Origin of the sequence: Gilliamella sp. B2889 (assembly GCF_026536885.1) — a bacterium.
Classification (GTDB): Bacteria; Pseudomonadota; Gammaproteobacteria; order Enterobacterales; family Orbaceae; genus Gilliamella; species Gilliamella apicola_E.
Genome location: NZ_JAFNNF010000001.1, coordinates 1 through 18,006 on the forward strand (window position 1 = coordinate 1; position 18,006 = coordinate 18,006).

The 18,006-nt window shown below is 38.0% G+C and carries 16 protein-coding genes; 11 read left to right on the plus strand and 5 right to left on the minus strand.

The annotated features are described in order from the left end of the window. A partial coding sequence (locus J3U09_RS00005) for a hypothetical protein (protein WP_267356571.1) occupies positions 1–405 on the plus strand: 405 nt, incomplete at its 5' end. A 106-nt stretch (positions 406–511) separates the two neighbouring features. Further along, positions 512–1,963 (plus strand): hypothetical protein, encoded by a 1,452-nt coding sequence (locus tag J3U09_RS00010; RefSeq protein ID WP_267356573.1) that lies wholly within the window; start codon positions 512–514, stop codon positions 1,961–1,963. A gap of 200 nt (positions 1,964–2,163) precedes the next feature. Here the strand turns inward: J3U09_RS00010 and allD are convergent, their stop codons facing one another. The 5 genes from allD to allC form a co-directional block, all read right to left on the minus strand. Then, the gene (gene allD / locus J3U09_RS00015; protein WP_065733973.1) at positions 2,164–3,213 is read right to left on the minus strand and encodes an ureidoglycolate dehydrogenase; all 1,050 of its coding nucleotides are present in this window, start codon (positions 3,211–3,213) and stop codon (positions 2,164–2,166) included. Positions 3,214–3,236: 23 nt separating this feature from the next. Next, a complete protein-coding gene (locus J3U09_RS00020; RefSeq protein ID WP_267338750.1) occupies positions 3,237–4,133 on the minus strand; it encodes a carbamate kinase in 897 nt (298 codons plus the stop codon). Between the two features lie 20 nt (positions 4,134–4,153). After that, complete coding sequence (allE, locus tag J3U09_RS00025) at positions 4,154–4,933, minus strand: (S)-ureidoglycine aminohydrolase (protein ID WP_267356575.1); 780 nt, start codon at positions 4,931–4,933, stop codon at positions 4,154–4,156. Positions 4,934–5,042: 109 nt separating this feature from the next. Next, positions 5,043–6,263 carry an MFS transporter gene (locus J3U09_RS00030; RefSeq protein WP_267356577.1) on the minus strand — a complete coding sequence of 407 codons (1,221 nt, stop codon included), beginning with the start codon at positions 6,261–6,263 and terminating at the stop codon, positions 5,043–5,045. A gap of 12 nt (positions 6,264–6,275) precedes the next feature. After that, complete coding sequence (gene allC, locus J3U09_RS00035; protein WP_267356579.1) at positions 6,276–7,502, minus strand: allantoate deiminase; 1,227 nt, start codon at positions 7,500–7,502, stop codon at positions 6,276–6,278. A 398-nt stretch (positions 7,503–7,900) separates the two neighbouring features. On the opposite strand from allC, the gene fdrA reads away from it, so the two are divergent. From fdrA to J3U09_RS00080, 9 genes are all read left to right on the plus strand, one after another. Beyond that, the gene (gene fdrA / locus J3U09_RS00040; protein WP_267356581.1) at positions 7,901–9,568 is read left to right on the plus strand and encodes an acyl-CoA synthetase FdrA; all 1,668 of its coding nucleotides are present in this window, start codon (positions 7,901–7,903) and stop codon (positions 9,566–9,568) included. Positions 9,569–9,579: 11 nt separating this feature from the next. Next, positions 9,580–10,839 (plus strand): DUF1116 domain-containing protein, encoded by a 1,260-nt coding sequence (locus tag J3U09_RS00045; RefSeq protein ID WP_267330732.1) that lies wholly within the window; start codon positions 9,580–9,582, stop codon positions 10,837–10,839. Positions 10,840–10,842: 3 nt separating this feature from the next. Next, the gene (locus J3U09_RS00050) at positions 10,843–11,769 is read left to right on the plus strand and encodes a DUF2877 domain-containing protein (protein WP_220225967.1); all 927 of its coding nucleotides are present in this window, start codon (positions 10,843–10,845) and stop codon (positions 11,767–11,769) included. Between the two features lie 3 nt (positions 11,770–11,772). After that, positions 11,773–12,696, plus strand: coding sequence for an HTH-type transcriptional activator AllS (allS, locus tag J3U09_RS00055; protein WP_065562976.1), 924 nt, complete (start codon positions 11,773–11,775; stop codon positions 12,694–12,696). Between the two features lie 50 nt (positions 12,697–12,746). After that, complete coding sequence (locus J3U09_RS00060) at positions 12,747–13,979, plus strand: pyridoxal-phosphate-dependent aminotransferase family protein (RefSeq protein ID WP_065562977.1); 1,233 nt, start codon at positions 12,747–12,749, stop codon at positions 13,977–13,979. Between the two features lie 192 nt (positions 13,980–14,171). Next, a complete protein-coding gene (locus J3U09_RS00065; protein ID WP_267356583.1) occupies positions 14,172–15,443 on the plus strand; it encodes an MFS transporter in 1,272 nt (423 codons plus the stop codon). A 251-nt stretch (positions 15,444–15,694) separates the two neighbouring features. After that, on the plus strand, positions 15,695–16,477 hold the full coding sequence (locus tag J3U09_RS00070; protein WP_065733980.1) for a basic amino acid ABC transporter substrate-binding protein: 783 nt from the start codon (positions 15,695–15,697) through the stop codon (positions 16,475–16,477). A 12-nt stretch (positions 16,478–16,489) separates the two neighbouring features. Beyond that, positions 16,490–17,251, plus strand: a complete 762-nt coding sequence (locus J3U09_RS00075; RefSeq protein ID WP_065562980.1) for an amino acid ABC transporter permease — start codon at positions 16,490–16,492, stop codon at positions 17,249–17,251. Then, positions 17,238–17,960 carry an amino acid ABC transporter ATP-binding protein gene (locus tag J3U09_RS00080; RefSeq protein ID WP_065562981.1) on the plus strand — a complete coding sequence of 241 codons (723 nt, stop codon included), beginning with the start codon at positions 17,238–17,240 and terminating at the stop codon, positions 17,958–17,960. The genes J3U09_RS00075 and J3U09_RS00080 overlap by 14 nt, the downstream gene beginning before the upstream one ends. Positions 17,961–18,006: the final 46 nt, after the last annotated feature.

The following is an 18,006-nucleotide window of genomic DNA, read 5'->3' on the forward strand; positions in this document are numbered from 1 at the left end:
GGCCATGCGTTAACATCTAAAACATCAAATGTTGTTAATGGTAATGTTCCGTATTTAACATTTGATGGCGGTCGCACACGTGCAATTAATACCGCGGGTTTGCTAGGGATTACTTTATCAAATGGAATGAGATATACACCGTCAACAAATAATTCATTAAATTTTCCAATTGTACTACCGATAGTAGGCCAAAGCTTTCATTTTCAGCGACGAATTAGTATCGGGCTATTTGCGGGATGGGGCGATGTGACATCTGACTCCAATGTTAATTCCATCAATCATTGGTATGGGACTAGTGACCTCTATGATAGTAGTAAACAATCTGTATTTTTCATCGTGAGCGCTGTCGATAGCAATTGGAAAAGGACTAATGGTGGAGGCACAAGGCTTTGCGTTTCGTCTTAGTTTTTATTGCTTCTTTTCTTTTTATACATAAATGTTAATGAGTTAGTGTGAAAATATATATAAATCATGATATTAATCATAATATTAATTAGCAAGGATGCCAGCTATGCATTATAATTTCAAACAAAAACAGCACAGGTCAATTTATCATTTAAATTCATTTAATTTTAGCATTCAACGCTTATTTCGTGGTTTCAAATTATCCCTGCAAATCTTTTGTGGATTGAGCATTTTGATCTCTTTTTCAAGCAATGCATTGATCGCTAAAACCCAAAATGAAATTAATGGTCATGCACCATATTTAACTTTCGACGGAGGTCAAACTGAGGCGATTGACGCTAGTGATCTGCTCTGGATTACTTTATCCAATGGTGTTAAATACACGCCTTCAACTAATATCTCATCCCCTTCTGTACCAATCGTGTTGCCTGTTGAAGGGCAAAGTTTTGCGGATATTAACATGTTGGTTCCAACTAACAATAGCGGTAATTACTTCGATATTGAAGGTCTTATTGGTTCATCTTATGATTATTTTAAGGATAATGATGGAGATGAAGTCAAGGGTATTAGAGGAAGTATATGGTTATCTCTCTTTGATAGAAAGGGTGCTTATTTATCGCGCAATACAGTGCTAAATATTTGTGATGCACCTTATAAGATTACGTTAAGTACTTATAATGTCAAATTGTATACTCGTTATGGTATTCCTAATACAAGTAAAGTTTATAGTGATAGTAGTGTGAATTATTACATTAGTCCTAAGTCTCCGCCTGTGGTTTGTTTGGTGAGCCCTCAAACGACTTTCGATGTAGTATCAACTGCTGCTCCCGATACGATGTGGATCTCAGGCAAAGGTTTTCTTCCTCAGTCAACTGATCCATCACGTTATGGTTTAAACTTTCCTACCACTGGTATGAACAATATCTACTTTGACTTAACTATTAATGGAGTTTATCAGGCGTTGTCCTGGTCTCCTGTTTCTCAGGGTGGTATCACTGCAACTATGAGCAATTCTACAGCCAACAGTGTACACGTTACTTTAACTGGTCCTTTTGCAACTGAATCCCAAAAAAACTCAACCAAGCCTGGTCGTATTCTCACACCTTCTTTGCCTCAGACCTTCGAGTTAGTTGGAAGAGATAGTAGAGGTAATGCAGTCCTTAAATATGGATTTACGTTAAAGCAGTGGTTCATCCATCGTAATAATAAAGATTACACTTATCCTAAAAGTTTATCTTGGTGTAATCGTATTGGTTATCGGCTTGCAAAAGTAAAAGATTTAACAAATGCAACTCGTCCAGATCGTCCAGGTGTATACATACCTAGTGCTACACCTCATTCACCTTATAGGGGGTACATGCGTCATATTGGTGGTGGCTTTCTCGCGGAGTGGGGCGATGTGCATCATTACACAGGAATTGACACATTCGGCAGCTATGATTTGTGGACTAGCGATCAGTATGGTAACGAACAGTTTATCGTGCGTACACTTAGTGGTGAAGTTGATTGGATAGGTCAAACGGGTTACCCAATCTATGGGCTTTGCGTCTCCCATTAGTTCTTATTTCTTCGTGCTTAATCCTTAGGCCTAGGATTGGAGTATTAAGTTATTAAAAGTAAGCTAATAATCAACGTTGCTGAGCCATAAAAAGCGATTTTGTGGCTTAGCGACGCTACAATTACCCGCCTAGGCGGGTTTATTTTTGCGGTGTTTTATCGTAAAAAAAGTTGAGGAGCGGGGTTTTTGAAACCTTGATATTATTCGGCAAATTTATTTTTATGATCATAACGATTGTAATGAATATCATCACTAATTAAATAATTATAGATATCATCAACTATCTCTATGCCATTTTTTAAGTAATCGGCTTCACGTTTTTTGCTTCTTTCGCCTGGAAAGAAGATTTCACTATTGCCTTTGGCTGGTTTGGTTTGTTTTAGTTGGTCAAGCATAGCTGACATGGTTTGTTTAAAGATATCGAGTCCAACAAAGTATTGTGGGTTGATTACAATATGCAGATGACCAAGGTTGCGCCCTTGGGATAAATCCGCATACATTGATGACACGTTTTTACCAAATGGTAAGCCAAGCAATATGCCTGAAAGTACATCGACCATCATCATTAGTCCATAACCCTTGGCATCGGCTATTGGTAGTAGGGCGTTTACTTTGTGGGGATCGGTTGTTGGTTCACCATGTTCATCAACCGCCCATGTTGGGGGAATGGAGGCGCCTTTTGATCTGGCGTATAAGACTTTTCCCCAAGCTTGGACAGTGGTTGCCATGTCAAATGAGACAATCCTTTCGTCGTTCGTTGGTGCTGCAAATGCGATTGGGTTGGTTCCAAAAAATTCTTCCGCGCCACCATATGGAACCGCCATTGGGTCAGATTGGCACATGGATATGGCGACTAAGTTTTGTTTAGCTGCCATTTCGGTAAAGTAACAAAGCGAGCCACTATGTGACATTCGACGAATTCCGACTACGGCAACGCCATTTTTTTTCGCCATTTCTATGGCTTTGTCCATACCAACTTTAGCGGCAACTAATCCGCATCCGTTATCAAAATCTAATATTGCTGATGATGGACCGGTTTCTTTATAGGTGACATTGGGGGAGTGAGTCATGCCTCCTTTTGCAATGCGTTCAGCATAATATTCAACGCGTACGGCGCCATGCGAGTGGATGCCTCGTGCATCGGCAAATGAAAGCGTATCGGCAGCAATATCGGCGTGCTCTTGAGTTAATCCAGCTTTATGTAGTTTTTTGGCAATTAAGTTGTGTAGTGTTTGTCTGTCTAGTCTCATTTTATCACTCCTATCTATAGTCGCTATTTGGTGATGATAGTGCCTTTTGTTTGTGCTAATAGCGATTCGATATCTGTTAAGTTGCCAATATAGGCGGTATTGCCAGTTTGTTCGACAAATTCAATAACGGATTTGATTTTTGGTCCCATAGCACCATCATCGATTGCCATTGGTTGTATTCGTTTGGTATCAACTTTGCCTAGAGCGGTTTGCTCAGGTGTGCCCCAGTTTTCATATACGGCGTCAGTATCGGTTAATATCATCAAGTGGTCAGCCTTTAGTTCGATTGCCAGTTGGGCAGCGCTATGATCTTTGTCGATAACCGCCTCGATACCTTTATAACCCGATTTATCTTTTATTACGGGAATTCCGCCCCCACCATTGCAGATGACGATGGTATCTTGGTTAATTAGCTCTTTGATGGTATTAAGTTCGATAATTTTTTTCGGTTTTGGGGATGCAACCACACGTCTTAGGTATTTGCCATCTTGTTTAAATTGCCAACCATATTGGGCTTGTAGTTTTTGTTGTTCTTCAGGTTGATATACCGGACCTATAAATTTGGTTGGATCTTTGAATGATGGGTCGTTGCTGTCTACTTCGACTTGTGTTAATACGCAGGTCACTTGATTGACATATTGCTGTAAGCTTCGCTGTATCATATACCCTAACATGCCTTGTGTTTGAGCAACAAGGACATCGAGCGGGTAGGCGGGTACGCTTGGGTAGCTGGCATTTTGTAGAGCAAGTAATCCAACTTGTGGTCCATTGCCGTGAACAATAACCAGTCGATATTTATTGGCTAATTTGGCAATAAATTGGGTCGTGCTGTTGATGTTTTGGTATTGGTTGTCAATAGAGAGTAATTCATTTCGTTTTGAAATCGCATTACCACCTAATGCAATAACTATTAGTTCCATACGGTGTCCTTTATTTTTGTTTAGATGTCCACATCCCGATGACAATCTTTTGAGTAGATATAACTCAGTGGTTGTTGGCCAACAGCGTAACACGCTTGTAGCGCATAGGCTCCCATAAAGATGTAGTCGTCTTTTTTAACCGGTATCCACTGGTTATCAAGTAGGTACATACCTTCACCACTAAGTAAGTAGGCGCCGTGTTCTTGTACATGGGTCTCGATATAGCCATGACTTGCACCCGGTAGGAAGGTAAGAATATGGAAGTTCATATCAAAACCGAGTTCTTTGGGGAGAAGGTCTTGTATAAATACGTTATCCATATTTTCATAATTCATGCGTTCTAGTTGTTGAATATGATTAGCAATCACACGTGTTTGATAACCGGAAATAGGGTTGTAGCGACGTTTGTACAGGAATAAGCGTGATGAAGCGGTCATATTTTGTAAATAGAGTTTAACCCCAGCGGGGCAGTAGATGTAGCCACCAGTTTGTAAACGGTGTGATTGGTCATTGGCTTTTGCGTTGACGTCACCTTCTATCACATAGGCAAATACTTCAATAACATCATCCCCAAATCCTTGTAAATTTTGACCACCTTGGTGCATGGTGACAAGGTAATCGACAAAGGATGCCCCCAGTTTAGGTGTGGCTAAGATGGTGATGTCACAATTTTCAAAACCGGGAATGATATTTTTAACTAAGCCATCAGGCGGTATTAAGGCAAAATTATGACGTTTGATTATCGCGCGGGACGCTAATAGGTCTTTTGGGTAGCCGATGTTGTTATTGATATATCCCATAATGATCTCCTTGGAACATATGCTTTAGATTTAGGCAAGGTTTGCCGTGAGTACTACTTTTTTCGACTATTTATCAAATATCGATAAATAGTCGATGCTTTTGCGTGAATCAGTTGGTTATGTGTTTACGCAAATTAATTAAAAAGAATAATGCTGTTGCAATAACTAAGATTGCAATAGCTACATAGAACCCCGTAATTTTGGTTCCTGTTATATCCGCTAATAATCCAGTTAATGGTGGTGCTATCACTGATGAACTCATGCCAAAGAAGTTAAATACACCAAATGCTGTGCCATAACTGCTTTTTGGGGCAATGTCAGCGACGTGAGATATTAGAATCGGTTCAACAACAAACTTGCCAAATAATCCATAGAGGATTAATCCCATCAGTAATAAGGTGATGGTGGATGATTGGACTGCCATAAATAGTGTTCCGGCTGAAAGCAGTTCTAATACGATAATAAAAAATAGTCGTTTAGCACGAAATTTATCCGAGATTTTACTGATGACAAGTGCGCCAGGAATAGCCGCGAATGCGACTAAGGATGATGCAGAGCCAATGCTTCCGCCAGTAAAGCCTCGTTCAGTTTCAAGAAAGTTGGGTAACCAGCTTACCACCATGTAATAGCCATAGCATGTTGCAAAGTACATTATGTAACAAGCAACCATTGGGCTACTAAAGAAGTTATGTTTTTCTTTCGGCGCCGTTTCCGTTTTCTGTTTTTGAGTGATGACGCTTTTAATCGATGGCTCTTTAATGATAATTGCAAATCCAGCAATTAAGCAGAGTGTTAGAGCCGCAATAATATAGAGCATATATTGCCATGGCATATCCAACGCTTTAACTAAGAAGCTGGTGGATAATAAGCAAACGCCCATACCTAACGCCGCACCAGTGTTGATAATGGCAGAGGCGAAGCTACGATTTTCAGCTGGAATATTTTCGGCGGATAGTGACCAAGCCGAACCATAGTAAGAACCACAACCAAGACCCGCCAGTAAGCTACCAATATAGATCATCATCATTGAGTGTGCATTACCAATCATGATAGCGGCAATGGTAAAGAGTATGAAGCCAGGAATCACCACGGCTTTTTTACCATATTTGTCAACTAAGATCCCAGCTGGAATTTGCATTAAGGTGTAGGAAAAAAAGTAACAGCTAGCAATTAAGCCCAGCTCAGTATTTGATTGAGGTCCTACAGTTTGTTGAATTTCAGGAAAAATCGCTGCTAATACGGGGCGATAAATCCACATCACTAACCAACCGAGGAATAATAAAGCGACGATTTTATGCCAGTACTGTATGCCACTTTTTTTTTCTGTCATTTTAATTCCTTATTATTCTTGATAAGCCAATTGGTAAAGGGCATAAGTTAATGCTTTTATTCCTTCAACTAAGTCTTCGGTTTTAGTATCTTCAGCAGGGTTGTGGCTGATGCCTTTGATGCTTGGTACAAATAACATGGCGGTCGGTACTCGTGGTGCAAAAATTTGTGAGTCGTGACCGGCACCACTATGCATTACGCGATAACTTAGTTTTTCTTGGTTGCAGATGTTTTCGAGCATTTTTATAAGTTTGTCATCCATTGGAATTGGGGCTTCATCCATCCAACGATTTATTTCGATCTCAAGGCCCAGTTCTTTGGCGATGCGGATCATGTCAGCTTCAATCTCTTCGGTAAAGCTTTTAAGTTCTTCTTGGTTAGTGTGACGACAATCTATTGTAAACATCACTTCCCCCGGAACGACGTTAACCACATTGGGTTTGGGTTCAACATGACCGAAGGTTAATACTAATGGATCACCCACTTTAATTGCTTTGTTAATCGATTCGTTGCAAATTCGGCTAAAAGCGTAGATAGCATCTTTACGGTAACTCATTGGTGTGGTGCCTGCATGATTTGCTTCACCTATTAAGCGGATATTGTAACGACGTTGTCCAACGATGCTGGTTACAATCCCTATGCTTTTTTCTTCCCGCTCAAGTACGCCTCCTTGTTCAATATGTAGCTCTAAAAAGGCTTTGATATCGGTGCGTGCTTTTTGGGTGTTAAATTTAAATCCGCAGTTTTTCATTGCATCGACAAATTTAATGCCATTGTTGTCTTCGATATCGGCAACATCATCATTGTTGGCGATGGCAAATACGTTTTTGCTTCCCCAAAAGACATAAGGAAAGCGACTGCCTTCTTCTTCTGCCATGGAGATAAGTTCTAAGGTGCGTAATGGTTGACCGTAGTTCTCTTTTAGGTATTTCATGGCAAGCATAGCTGCAATGATGCCAAGCTGGCCGTCAAGTTTGCCACCATTAACAACGGTATCAACATGCGAGCCAGACATGATGACTTGTTCTTTATATTTACTGCCTTCAAATCGACCATATAAGTTACCAATATCATCAAAATAGGTGTTCATGCCAATTTGTGAGAGTTTTTCTTTAATTGCATTTTGGGCAGTAAGCCATTGTTCAGTATAAAGTAATCGAGTTGTTCCGCCTTGTTCTAAACCACCAAAGCTCGATATCCATTTAACTGCATTAGCAACATCATCATATAAAATATTCATAAATATTTACCTGCTATTTAAAACTCCATCATCGTTAACATTTTGCTTTTAATGTTAACCGCACATATCGTGTCGATACTACGGATCATTTTAAATGTTTTTTTTGTTTACCATACTATTAATATCAAATAATAATGTGATCAAACTAGCTTTTTTATATTTGTGAAATTTAATTAAATTAAGTAGTTATTATTATAAAAAATTTTTTAACAATCTTTTATGATACTGATTTTAAATAATATTATATTTTTGATATCGTTAATGTTTTGTGATGTATAACCTGCTTATTGTTTATTTTTTCCGTAATATATAAATATAATCTAACTATTAGATTTTTTTAATGAGCTTAATGAGGTTCAAAGTTAACAGTATTTATCCTATTTGAGGGGCCTATTCTCATGATTCAATCTTTTATAAAAAAGGGAAGCTTTCAAGATTCTGTTAGTTTGATGTTGATATCAAAAAAACTGAGTAATCTTGATGAGGTTGATGAAGTATCTGTCATGATGGGTACTCCTGCCAATAAATCTTTATTAACCGCAACAGGTTTTTGGAGTGATAGTTTTAATGATGCAACGCCAAATGATATTTGTGTCGCGATTAAAACCAAAGATGACTCTAATGATGTTGTCGAGTTGATTAGTCAACAACTTGAGGATGCACTAAAAAATATCGCTCAAGCTCAGCAAGGTGGTGCAAAACTACTTAAAGCAAGGCGTTTAGCTAGCGCAACGAAAAAATTACCTGATGCTAATTTAGTGTTAATTTCGATTGCTGGGGAGTACGCCGCTGAGTTAGCCGATCAAGTTTTAGATGATAATAAGAATGTGATGATTTTTTCTGATAATGTATCAATCGAAGATGAAATCCGTTTAAAAACTAAAGCGTCTAAAAAAGATTTAATTGTGATGGGCCCCGATTGTGGGACGGCCTTTATCGCGGGTGCACCCTTAGCGTTTTCTAATGTTATTCCTAAAGGGAATATTGGGGTAATTGGGGCGTCTGGTACGGGTATTCAAGAAGTGGTTTCACAAATCGCTCTATTGAATCAAGGTATTACGCAAGCTATCGGTTTGGGTGGGCGTGATTTGTCGCTTGAAGTCGGGGGGATTAGTGCGCTTACTGCCTTAAATATGCTCGCTGCCGATGCTGATACACAAGTGATTACCTTTATTTCTAAACCGCCAGCAGACAGTGTACGGGAAAAAGTGATTTCAGCCATGAAGTTAATCCCCAAACCGGTGGTGGCTTTGTTTTTGGGCTCGAAAATCGATAAACCTCAAGACGATAATATCTATTTTGCACGAACATTAGATGAAGCAGCTCGATTAGCCTGTTTATTAAGTCCAGTTGAAGCGATAGCGAATAAGTTGCCTAATTTAGCCAATAAAACGATTACAGGGTTATATACTGGCGGTACCTTAGCTTCAGAAGCGGCGATGTTGCTTGCTCAAGAACTCAATCTCACTACCGGTCATCATCATGATAAAGGGATTATGTTAGATCAACAGGGGCATAAAATTATTGATTTAGGTGATGATTTTTACACTGTAGGTAAACCTCATCCTATGATTGATCCATCTATTCGCGAAGATAAAATCGCTCAGCTTGGTGAAAATCACGACGTAGGTGTATTACTTGTTGATTTGGTTATTGGCTATGGCGCAAATGCCAATCCGGCTGAGTCAGTTATTTCAGGTTATCAAAAAGCCTGTGCTAAACGAGGTGATAATCATCCACTGATAGCTATCGCAACTGTGACTGGTTCAGAGCAAGATCCGCAAAGTCGTAGTAAGCAAATTGAGGCGTTAGAATCAGCGAATATTGTTGTAATGAATAATTTACCGGAAGCTATTTTGTTAGCTAAAAAACTGATTACACCGGTTAAATCAAATAATTTCATTAAACCATATCCTTTATTAAGCCATATTAGTGTGATTAATGCTGGTTTAAGAAGTTTTGCTGAAGATCTTCAATCATCGAATATTCCTGTTGTGCATTATCAATGGGCGCCAATAGCCGGCGGTAATAAAAAATTAGCGGCTATTTTGCAAAAATTAAATTAAGAGGTTTTGATATGTTACGTACTGCAATAAATGAAGCAAACCAAAAAATTATTGAACGAATTAAAGCTGCTAGACCTCATTGGGTAGGCGTTATATCCGCTAAAGAAGCTGTACCAACCTTGGCGCAAGGTAAAAAATTACTTCACGCTGGACCACCGATTGTTTGGCATGATATGACTGGGCCAATGCAAGGTGCTTGTATTGGTGCTTGCTTGTTTGAAGGCTGGGCTCAAGATGAGAAGCAAGCTTTGCATTTGTTAGAGTCAGGCCAAGTAGAATTTATCCCTTGCCATTCTGTTAATGCAGTTGGTCCAATGGGGGGGATTACGTCAGCCAATATGCCAATGATTGTGGTTGAAAACATTACCCATGGTAATCGTGCTTACTGCAATTTAAATGAAGGTATTGGTAAAGTGATGCGTTTTGGTGCTTATGGTCAGGAGGTTTTAGACCGTCATCGTTGGATGAAAGAGTCGTTAGGGCCAGCCTTGAATGATGCATTAAAACTGTTTGATAATGGTATCGATTTAACTGCTTTGATGGCACAAGCTATTACAATGGGTGATGAATTCCATCAACGTAATATTGCCGCTTCAGCATTATTATTAAGAACGCTTTCACCAAAATTAATTTTACTTGATCGTAGTAAAGCGGAAATGGAGAAAATCTTTAGCTTTTTAAGCGTAACAGATCAGTTCTTCTTAAATGTTGCTATGGCATTTTGTAAATCAATTATGGATAGCGCAGCGCAAATTAAAGAGGGATCTATCGTTACAGCAATGACGCGTAATGGTAAAGAATTTGGTATTAAAGTCAGTGGTCTTGGCGATCAGTGGTTTACCGCGCCAGTTAATACTCCACAAGGTCTATTCTTTACCGGTTATTCTCAAAAAGATGCAAACCCAGATATAGGTGATAGTGCTATTACTGAAACCTTTGGTATAGGTGGGGCAGCTATGGTTGCAGCACCAGGGGTAACTCGCTTTGTTGGTGCCGGTGGCACGGATGTTGCATATGAAGTATCTGAAGAGATGAGTGAAATCTATTTAGAACATAATATGTTATTCCAAATTCCTACATGGAATTTCCAAGGATGCTGTTTAGGGTTAGATCTTCGTTTAGTTGTCGAAACCGGGATCACGCCATTAATTAATACTGGTATTGCCCATAAACAAGCAGGAGTGGGCCAAATTGGTGCAGGTACAGTTAGAGCACCGTTAGCTTGTTTTGAAAAAGCTCTCGAGGCATTAGCAAAAAAATTAGAAATATAGGCTATGAGTTTGATGTATGTAGATGATGAATGCTTAAATAAGTCGCTAAATAATCAGCGACTTACTATCCCCGCTTTTGATTATTTGCAAGAGCGTGGTTTGTCGCAAGCATCTCATATTATCAAACCACTTTTAGTTAGTGCGGATGTTCCAATAAAAGCGGGTGAGTTGTCGCTCTTTAGTACTCATCAGCAAACGATTAATTTAATCAATGATGATCAGCAATTAATTACTATACATCGTTATAACAGCGGTTTGTCGCCCATGGGCATAGTACTTAAATCGTCTGATTTTGATTATGTTTTGTCGTTAGGTAGTGATTTATCTATTTATCAATCGGCAACGGGTGATTTGCAAGTTGGGATTTTTTTAATTTCACTTGATACGCATGTTTGTCAATTAAATATAAAAAAACATTCATTAGTTAATAAATCACAAATTGCTAATCTATTGAAAGAGATAGAAAATCCTACCGGCTTATTTGGTAAATTAAGTGACAATTTATCTGGTCAATATCAACTCGAATTATTATGTAATACCATGACTAATTTGATGAATGGTAAAGCAGATGATATTACGTCGTTTATTGGCTTAGGGCCGGGTTTAACGCCAAGTTTTGATGATATTATCGTGGGGATGTTGGCGGTTATCTCAAGCGATTGCCGTTTTGACAATCAAATTCGACAGCTTAAATTCGCCTTTGAGCGTTTGTCATTACATTTGTTAACCACAACTGTTAGTGCTAGTTTTTTGACTTATGCACTTCAAGGTAAATTTTCGTTGTTGGTGCTACAAGTGATTAATTCATTTGCACAACATAAATATCACCATTCATCAATAAAAAATTTATCGAATTATGGTCACACCTCTGGATCCGATCTCTTACTTGGTATATGGTTAGGTATTGATCGTTTTGTTTTAAGGGATTAAATCGTGCTAGATACAGAAACCATGCGGACCTTTATTAAAGTAGTTGAGAGCAATAGCTTTTCAAAAGCGGCTAAGCTACTTTACAAAACACCAGCAGCGATTAGTTATCGTATTAAATCATTGGAAGCCGATCTTAATACTCAACTTTTTGAACGAACCACACGGACTGTGACACTAACGCTGGCAGGGCAACATCTTTATGAGCAATGTAGCCAATGGTTGCTTTGGTTATCAACCATGCCTGATGAGTTACAACAGATTCGTGATGGTGTTGAGCGAAAAATTAATATTACCATCAATAATCTGCTCTATGATGTTGAGGCGGTAGCCGATTTGTTGACGTTTTTAAAAGAAAAATTCCCTTTTACTACTTTCAATATAAATCGACAAGTTTATATGGGAGTGTGGGATTCGTTATTGCATGGTGAGTGCCATTTAGCGATTGGCGCAACAGGCACTGAATCGCTTGATACGATGATTAATATACTACCTCTTGGTGAAGTAAGTTGGGTGTTTGTGGCAGCCAAAAATCATCCGATCACCCAAATTGATGGGGCGTTATCTAATGATACTTTACGTAAGTATCCGGCAATTAATGTTGAAGATACCTCTGTGCATATGAATAAACGAGTGGCTTGGTTATTACCAAGTCAATCTGAGATTATTGTGCCAAATATTACCACTAAGTTGGCTTGCCATTTAAGAGGATTAGGTATTGGTTTTTTACCCAAATCAATCTGCCAATCTTATTTAGATTCAGGTGAATTGATTGCCTGTAAAGTGGTTAATGAACGTAAGCCATCGCCATTGTCATTAGCATGGAAAAAATCGCATATGGGCAAAGTGATGAATGAAATTGTTAATCTGTTTAAGTTTCATCATCCCATTGCCAATAATTTTTTGAAAAATATAGATAAGAGAAGATGAGTTAGTGTAATCTTCAAACAATTAACTCGATATTAATAAAGGAAAAAATAATGTTAGACCTAGATAAATATGACCAAATTAATCCGCCTACGCGACTATTAATGGGACCAGGTCCAATCAATGCTGATCCTCGTGTCACTAGAGCGATGGCGGCACCTTTAATTGGCCAGTTTGACCCAGTTATGACTGATTATATGAATCAGACTATGTCACTTTATCGAGATATTTTTAAAACCAAAAATGAACAAACTTTTGTTATTGATGGTACTGCAAGAGCCGGTATTGAAGCCGTTCTTGTGTCAACAATTAAACCGGGTGACAAAGTATTAGTACCCGTATTTGGTCGTTTTGGTTTATTACTTTGTGAAATTGCCCACCGTTGTCGTGCTGATGTGCATACTATTGAAGTGCCATGGGGTGAAGTTTTTGATCCTAATGTTATTGAAGATGCTATCAAAAAAGTCAAACCCAAACTATTACTTTGCGTGCAAGGTGACACTTCAACCACATTATTGCAACCATTGGATAAAATTGGTGAAATTTGTCGTCGTCATGGTGTGTTGTCTTATGTCGATGCAACTGCTTCGATTGTGGGTAACCCACTTGAAGTTGATAAATGGCAACTTGATGGCGTTTCAGTGAGTTTACAAAAATGTTTAAGTGGACCTCCAGGTGTTGCTCCTCTTACTTTAAGTCCAAAAATGGTCGAGATTATTCAAGCTCGTAAATGTGTTGAGCTGGGTATTCGTGCTGAAAATGATGCGGGTGGTCGAGATGAGATGATCTATTCTAACTATTTTGATATCGATATGATTATCCGTTACTGGAGTTCTGAACGTATCAACCACCACACTGAAGCGACCTCAATGCTTTATGCTGCACGCGAATGTGCTCGAATTGTGTTACAAGAAGGTTTAGATAACGTGATTGAGCGTCATCGCGTTAATGGGGCAGCAATGGTTGCTGGTTTACAAGCTATGGGACTTGAGTTGTTTGGCGATCTCGATCATAAAATGAATAATGTCGTTGGTGTCGTTCGTCCGGAACATATTAATGACCTTGAAGTTCGCAATTTAATGTTAAATGATTTTGGTATTGAAATCGGTGCTTCATTCGGTCCGCTTAAAGGTAATGTATGGCGTATTGGTACTATGGGCTATAATGCTAGAAAATCTTGTGTCATGCAAACATTAACCGCGTTTGAAGCTGTGTTAAATCGAGTTGGTTTTAAAACAGTACAAGGGGCTGGTTTACAAGCTGCCTGGAACGTTTATAACAGCTAATAATAAAATAATAATAAAAGTTCACTGAAGTGAGCGGAATTATACCCATTGGATTTTTGAGCTTTTAATTTAGAACGAAGTAATTTGTTGGTCACATTGTCAACAAATTACTCTAAAAATAGAGTAAATTTAAAATAGTAGCAAAAATGTTAACTTTAAGTTAATTGGGATGATATTATTTAAGGAAATTTTATGAATAAATTGAATACTAAAATTCCTACCTCTGGGTATAATCAAAAAAAATGGAAAGGGCGTTATACCATTTTATTACTATTATGGTCAGGTTGGTTACTTTCGTTTCTTGATCGTATGGTAATGAATGTATCATTGCCGTTTATTGGCCATGATCTTGGTATCGATAAAACTGTACAAGGTTCAATTATTAGTGCATTTTTTATTGGTTATGCACTGTTCCAAATTCCCGGTGGTTATTTATCAGATAAATTTGGTCCGCGTAAAGTGATGGCTTTTGCCATTATTTGGTGGTCGATGTTTACGCTTTTTACCGGTCTAATTTATGTATTGCCATTAATGTTACTGACTCGCTTCATGTTTGGTGCCGGTGAAGGTTGTTTCCCAGCTTCGTCTTGGAAAACTATCGCTACTTATTTTCCTGCCAAAGAACGAGGACGAGCAACGGCAATTCAATCTTCCGTCAATACATTAGGACCAGCAATATCTGTAATTGTGGCAGTTGCCATTATTGAATGGTTAGGTTGGCGAGATGTATTTATCATCTTAAGTATTCCTGGTTTTATATTAGGCTTTTTTATCTATAAGTTTATTCGCAATAATCCATCTGAAAATAGTCTGATTGGTGCTGATGAACTGCAAGAATTAGAAATAAACAACGATAACGTAGCAGTCGAAGAGAATTCGTTTTCGTTAATAGATGTATTGAAAATGCCAATACTCTGGAAGTTATCGCTAATTTGGTTCTTATTTGATATCACATTCTGGGGATTCACCACTTGGTTACCAAGTTATTTGCTTGAGGCAAGAGGATTATCGCTCTCCAAAACCGGTATCTTAGCTGCAATCCCATTCTTATTTGGTGCATTAGGGACTTTAGTCGGTGGTTATTTTGCTGATAAGTTCGAACAAAAATTAAAATATGTATATGGTTTAACCGCTTTTATCTCTGGGATATTTCTTTTCTTAATGTTCCAAGTCGATAATCTTGAGGCTGCTATAGTCTTCCAATGCGTATCAGCACTCTTTATGTTTATCGCATTTGCTATTTTTTGGGGAATGCTAATGCATATGATTCCGCCGGTAATCATGGGCAAAGCCTCAAGTATCGTCAACTTTGGTGGACAAGTTGCAGGCGTATTATCACCATTCATCATCGGCTTCCTTATCGACAACGCCAACGGAGGCTACAACCACGCATTCTTATTTATGGTGATCGCGTTAATAAGCTCAGCGGTATTGACCTTTTTCATTAAAAAGATGAATATTTAGTTAATCAACATGATGAGAAATATTGGGAAAATACTCAAACTTGGTTTGAGTATTTTTCTTTGATGAATTGTTTATTCTAAAAGTAATTTAATTTTTAACCGTGCATTTTTTAAACGTAAAAAAGTTGAGGAGCGGGGTTTTTAGCCTCTATAAAAGCATTAATTAATCACCAATCAAGTTAAATATTCTGTTGAAATATTTTGCTTAAAAGTTATTATGTTTCGAATATTTATTTATAGATAGGAATCTGTATGCGTAATTCTTTTTTTTCTGTAATTTTGTCTTCTCTTTTATTATTCACATCTTCATTTAGTTTTGCCAGTGAGCAGACTTATGTGGTTGGAGCAGGGGGAACATATCGTCCTTTTGAGTATGAAAATAGTGATAAGCAGTTAGAAGGCTTTGATATTGATCTTATTAAAGCGATTGCTGAAGCTCAAAATTTTAAAATCAAATTAATTAATACGCCATGGGAAGGCATTTTTGCTACTTTAGATAATGGTGAGCGCGATATTATCATTTCAGGTATTACTATAACTGAAAAGCGTAAAAACTCTGTTGATTTTTCATTACCGTATTTTCCGGCTGAGCAAGTTATTGTTTCTCAAAAAACAACTGAAATTAAGTCAATTGCTGATTTAAGCAATCATACTGTTGGAGTGGTTAATGGTAGTACGGCTGATGTGGTTGTTTCTAAAGTACTCGGTAAGAATAGCACTGCAATCAAACGTTTTGATAATACGCCATTATTGCTACAAGAGCTTTATGAAGAAGGCATAAGTGCAGCTGTTGCTGATGTTGGTGTGGTTAAGTTTTATATTAAAATGCATCCCGGTAAAGATTTCAATTTAGTTTATGATAATAGTTTTGAATCGCAATATTTTGGTATTGCCGTTGCTAAAGGTAATACTGAATTACGCAATAGCATCAATGAAGGCCTGAAAAAAATTGTTGCAGACGGTACTTATGCTTCAATTTATAAAAAATGGTTCGATAATAATGTTCCATCTTTACCATTAGATTCTAAAGAGTAAAGTGGAATAGTCATGGCATTTAATTGGCAAATTATTGAAGAATATACGCCCCTCTTTATCGAGGGGGCAAAATTAACCGTTCAATGTACTATTATTTGTGTCATTTTAGGGACATTATGGGGATTGACGTTAGGTATTGGGCGAACCGCATCAGCTAAATTTGGTTTTTGGAAATGGGTGCTTCACTATGGTGTACAATGGCCTGTTAAAATTTATGTTAGTGCTTTTCGTGGTACACCACTATTTGTTCAAATCATGGTAGTGCATTATGTATTAATGCCATATTTTCTAAACCCTCGGGATGGATTATTGGTTTCCGATAATCTTATTTCAATGTCCACCGCTCGTTATTGGCGTACTGAGTATGGGGCGTTTATTTCCTGTGTTACGGCAATTACGCTAAATGCAGGTGCCTATATTTCCGAAATCTTTAGAGCAGGGATTGAATCAATCGATAAAGGACAAATGGAAGCTGCAAGGTCACTTGGAATGAGCTATGGTAGTACCATGCGTAAAGTAATTTTACCACAGGCTTTTAAACGTATGCTTCCACCTTTGGGTAATAATGCAATAGCTATTTTGAAAGATTCATCACTCGGTGCAGCGATCGGTCTGGCAGATTTAGCTTTTGCTGCAAGAACATCTGGAGCTGCATATGGTTCTTATACTGAACCTTATATTGTGATTTCTATTGTGTATTGGGTAATGACATTCTTGCTTTCATTATTAGTAAAATATTTAGAAAAAAGGTTAGGCAAAAGTGATTCACATTAAAAATCTACAAAAACAATTTGGCGATATTCATGTGCTACGAGGTATTTCTTGTGATATTCAGGAAAAAGAGGTGATTTCTATTATTGGCCCTTCGGGCTCAGGTAAAAGCACCTTTTTACGTTGCATTAATGGATTAGAAGATATTACTTCAGGCGAGATTGAAGTTAATGGGTTTAAATTGCCAGATGCTAAAACCAATATCAATCAACTCCGTGAATCAGTTGGCATGGTTTTTCAGCGTTTTAATCTTTTTCCACATATGACGGTATTGGAAAATTTAATTTTGGCACCAATGGATGTCAAGAAGATGCCAAAAAATGATGCAATTAATAAGGCTGAAGGTTTATTAGTTAAGGTTGGTTTGATTGATAAGATTGATGCTTATCCAAATCAATTATCCGGTGGTCAACAACAACGTGTCGCGATTGCTAGATCATTGATGATGGACCCGAAAGTTATGCTTTTTGATGAACCTACTTCGGCGTTAGATCCTGAGTTAGTCGGTGAAGTTTTAGCCGTGATGAAGGCACTTGCTCAAGAGGGGATGACCATGGTGGTTGTCACGCATGAGATGGGTTTTGCTAGAGAGATGTCAACTCGTGTTATTTTTATCGATCAGGGCATCATTCAAGAACAAGGTTCACCTGAGCAAATTTTTAATCATCCTCAAAATGAAAGAACACAGCTGTTTTTAAGTAAAGTATTATAATTGATCTACTTGATTGATTAAGCTATAAAAAAACCGCACTAATGAG

Coding starts and splice junctions, on each gene's coding strand:
- J3U09_RS00045 (WP_267330732.1), top strand. CDS start 9,580: ATGTTACGTACTGCAATAAATGAAGCAAACCAAAAAATTATTGAACGA.
- J3U09_RS00070 (WP_065733980.1), top strand. CDS start 15,695: ATGCGTAATTCTTTTTTTTCTGTAATTTTGTCTTCTCTTTTATTATTC.
- fdrA (WP_267356581.1), top strand. CDS start 7,901: ATGATTCAATCTTTTATAAAAAAGGGAAGCTTTCAAGATTCTGTTAGT.
- J3U09_RS00065 (WP_267356583.1), top strand. CDS start 14,172: ATGAATAAATTGAATACTAAAATTCCTACCTCTGGGTATAATCAAAAA.
- J3U09_RS00010 (WP_267356573.1), top strand. CDS start 512: ATGCATTATAATTTCAAACAAAAACAGCACAGGTCAATTTATCATTTA.
- J3U09_RS00075 (WP_065562980.1), top strand. CDS start 16,490: ATGGCATTTAATTGGCAAATTATTGAAGAATATACGCCCCTCTTTATC.
- J3U09_RS00020 (WP_267338750.1), bottom strand. CDS start 4,133: ATGGAACTAATAGTTATTGCATTAGGTGGTAATGCGATTTCAAAACGA.
- allE (WP_267356575.1), bottom strand. CDS start 4,933: ATGGGATATATCAATAACAACATCGGCTACCCAAAAGACCTATTAGCG.
- J3U09_RS00060 (WP_065562977.1), top strand. CDS start 12,747: ATGTTAGACCTAGATAAATATGACCAAATTAATCCGCCTACGCGACTA.
- allD (WP_065733973.1), bottom strand. CDS start 3,213: ATGAGACTAGACAGACAAACACTACACAACTTAATTGCCAAAAAACTA.
- J3U09_RS00030 (WP_267356577.1), bottom strand. CDS start 6,263: ATGACAGAAAAAAAAAGTGGCATACAGTACTGGCATAAAATCGTCGCT.
- J3U09_RS00050 (WP_220225967.1), top strand. CDS start 10,843: ATGAGTTTGATGTATGTAGATGATGAATGCTTAAATAAGTCGCTAAAT.
- allC (WP_267356579.1), bottom strand. CDS start 7,502: ATGAATATTTTATATGATGATGTTGCTAATGCAGTTAAATGGATATCG.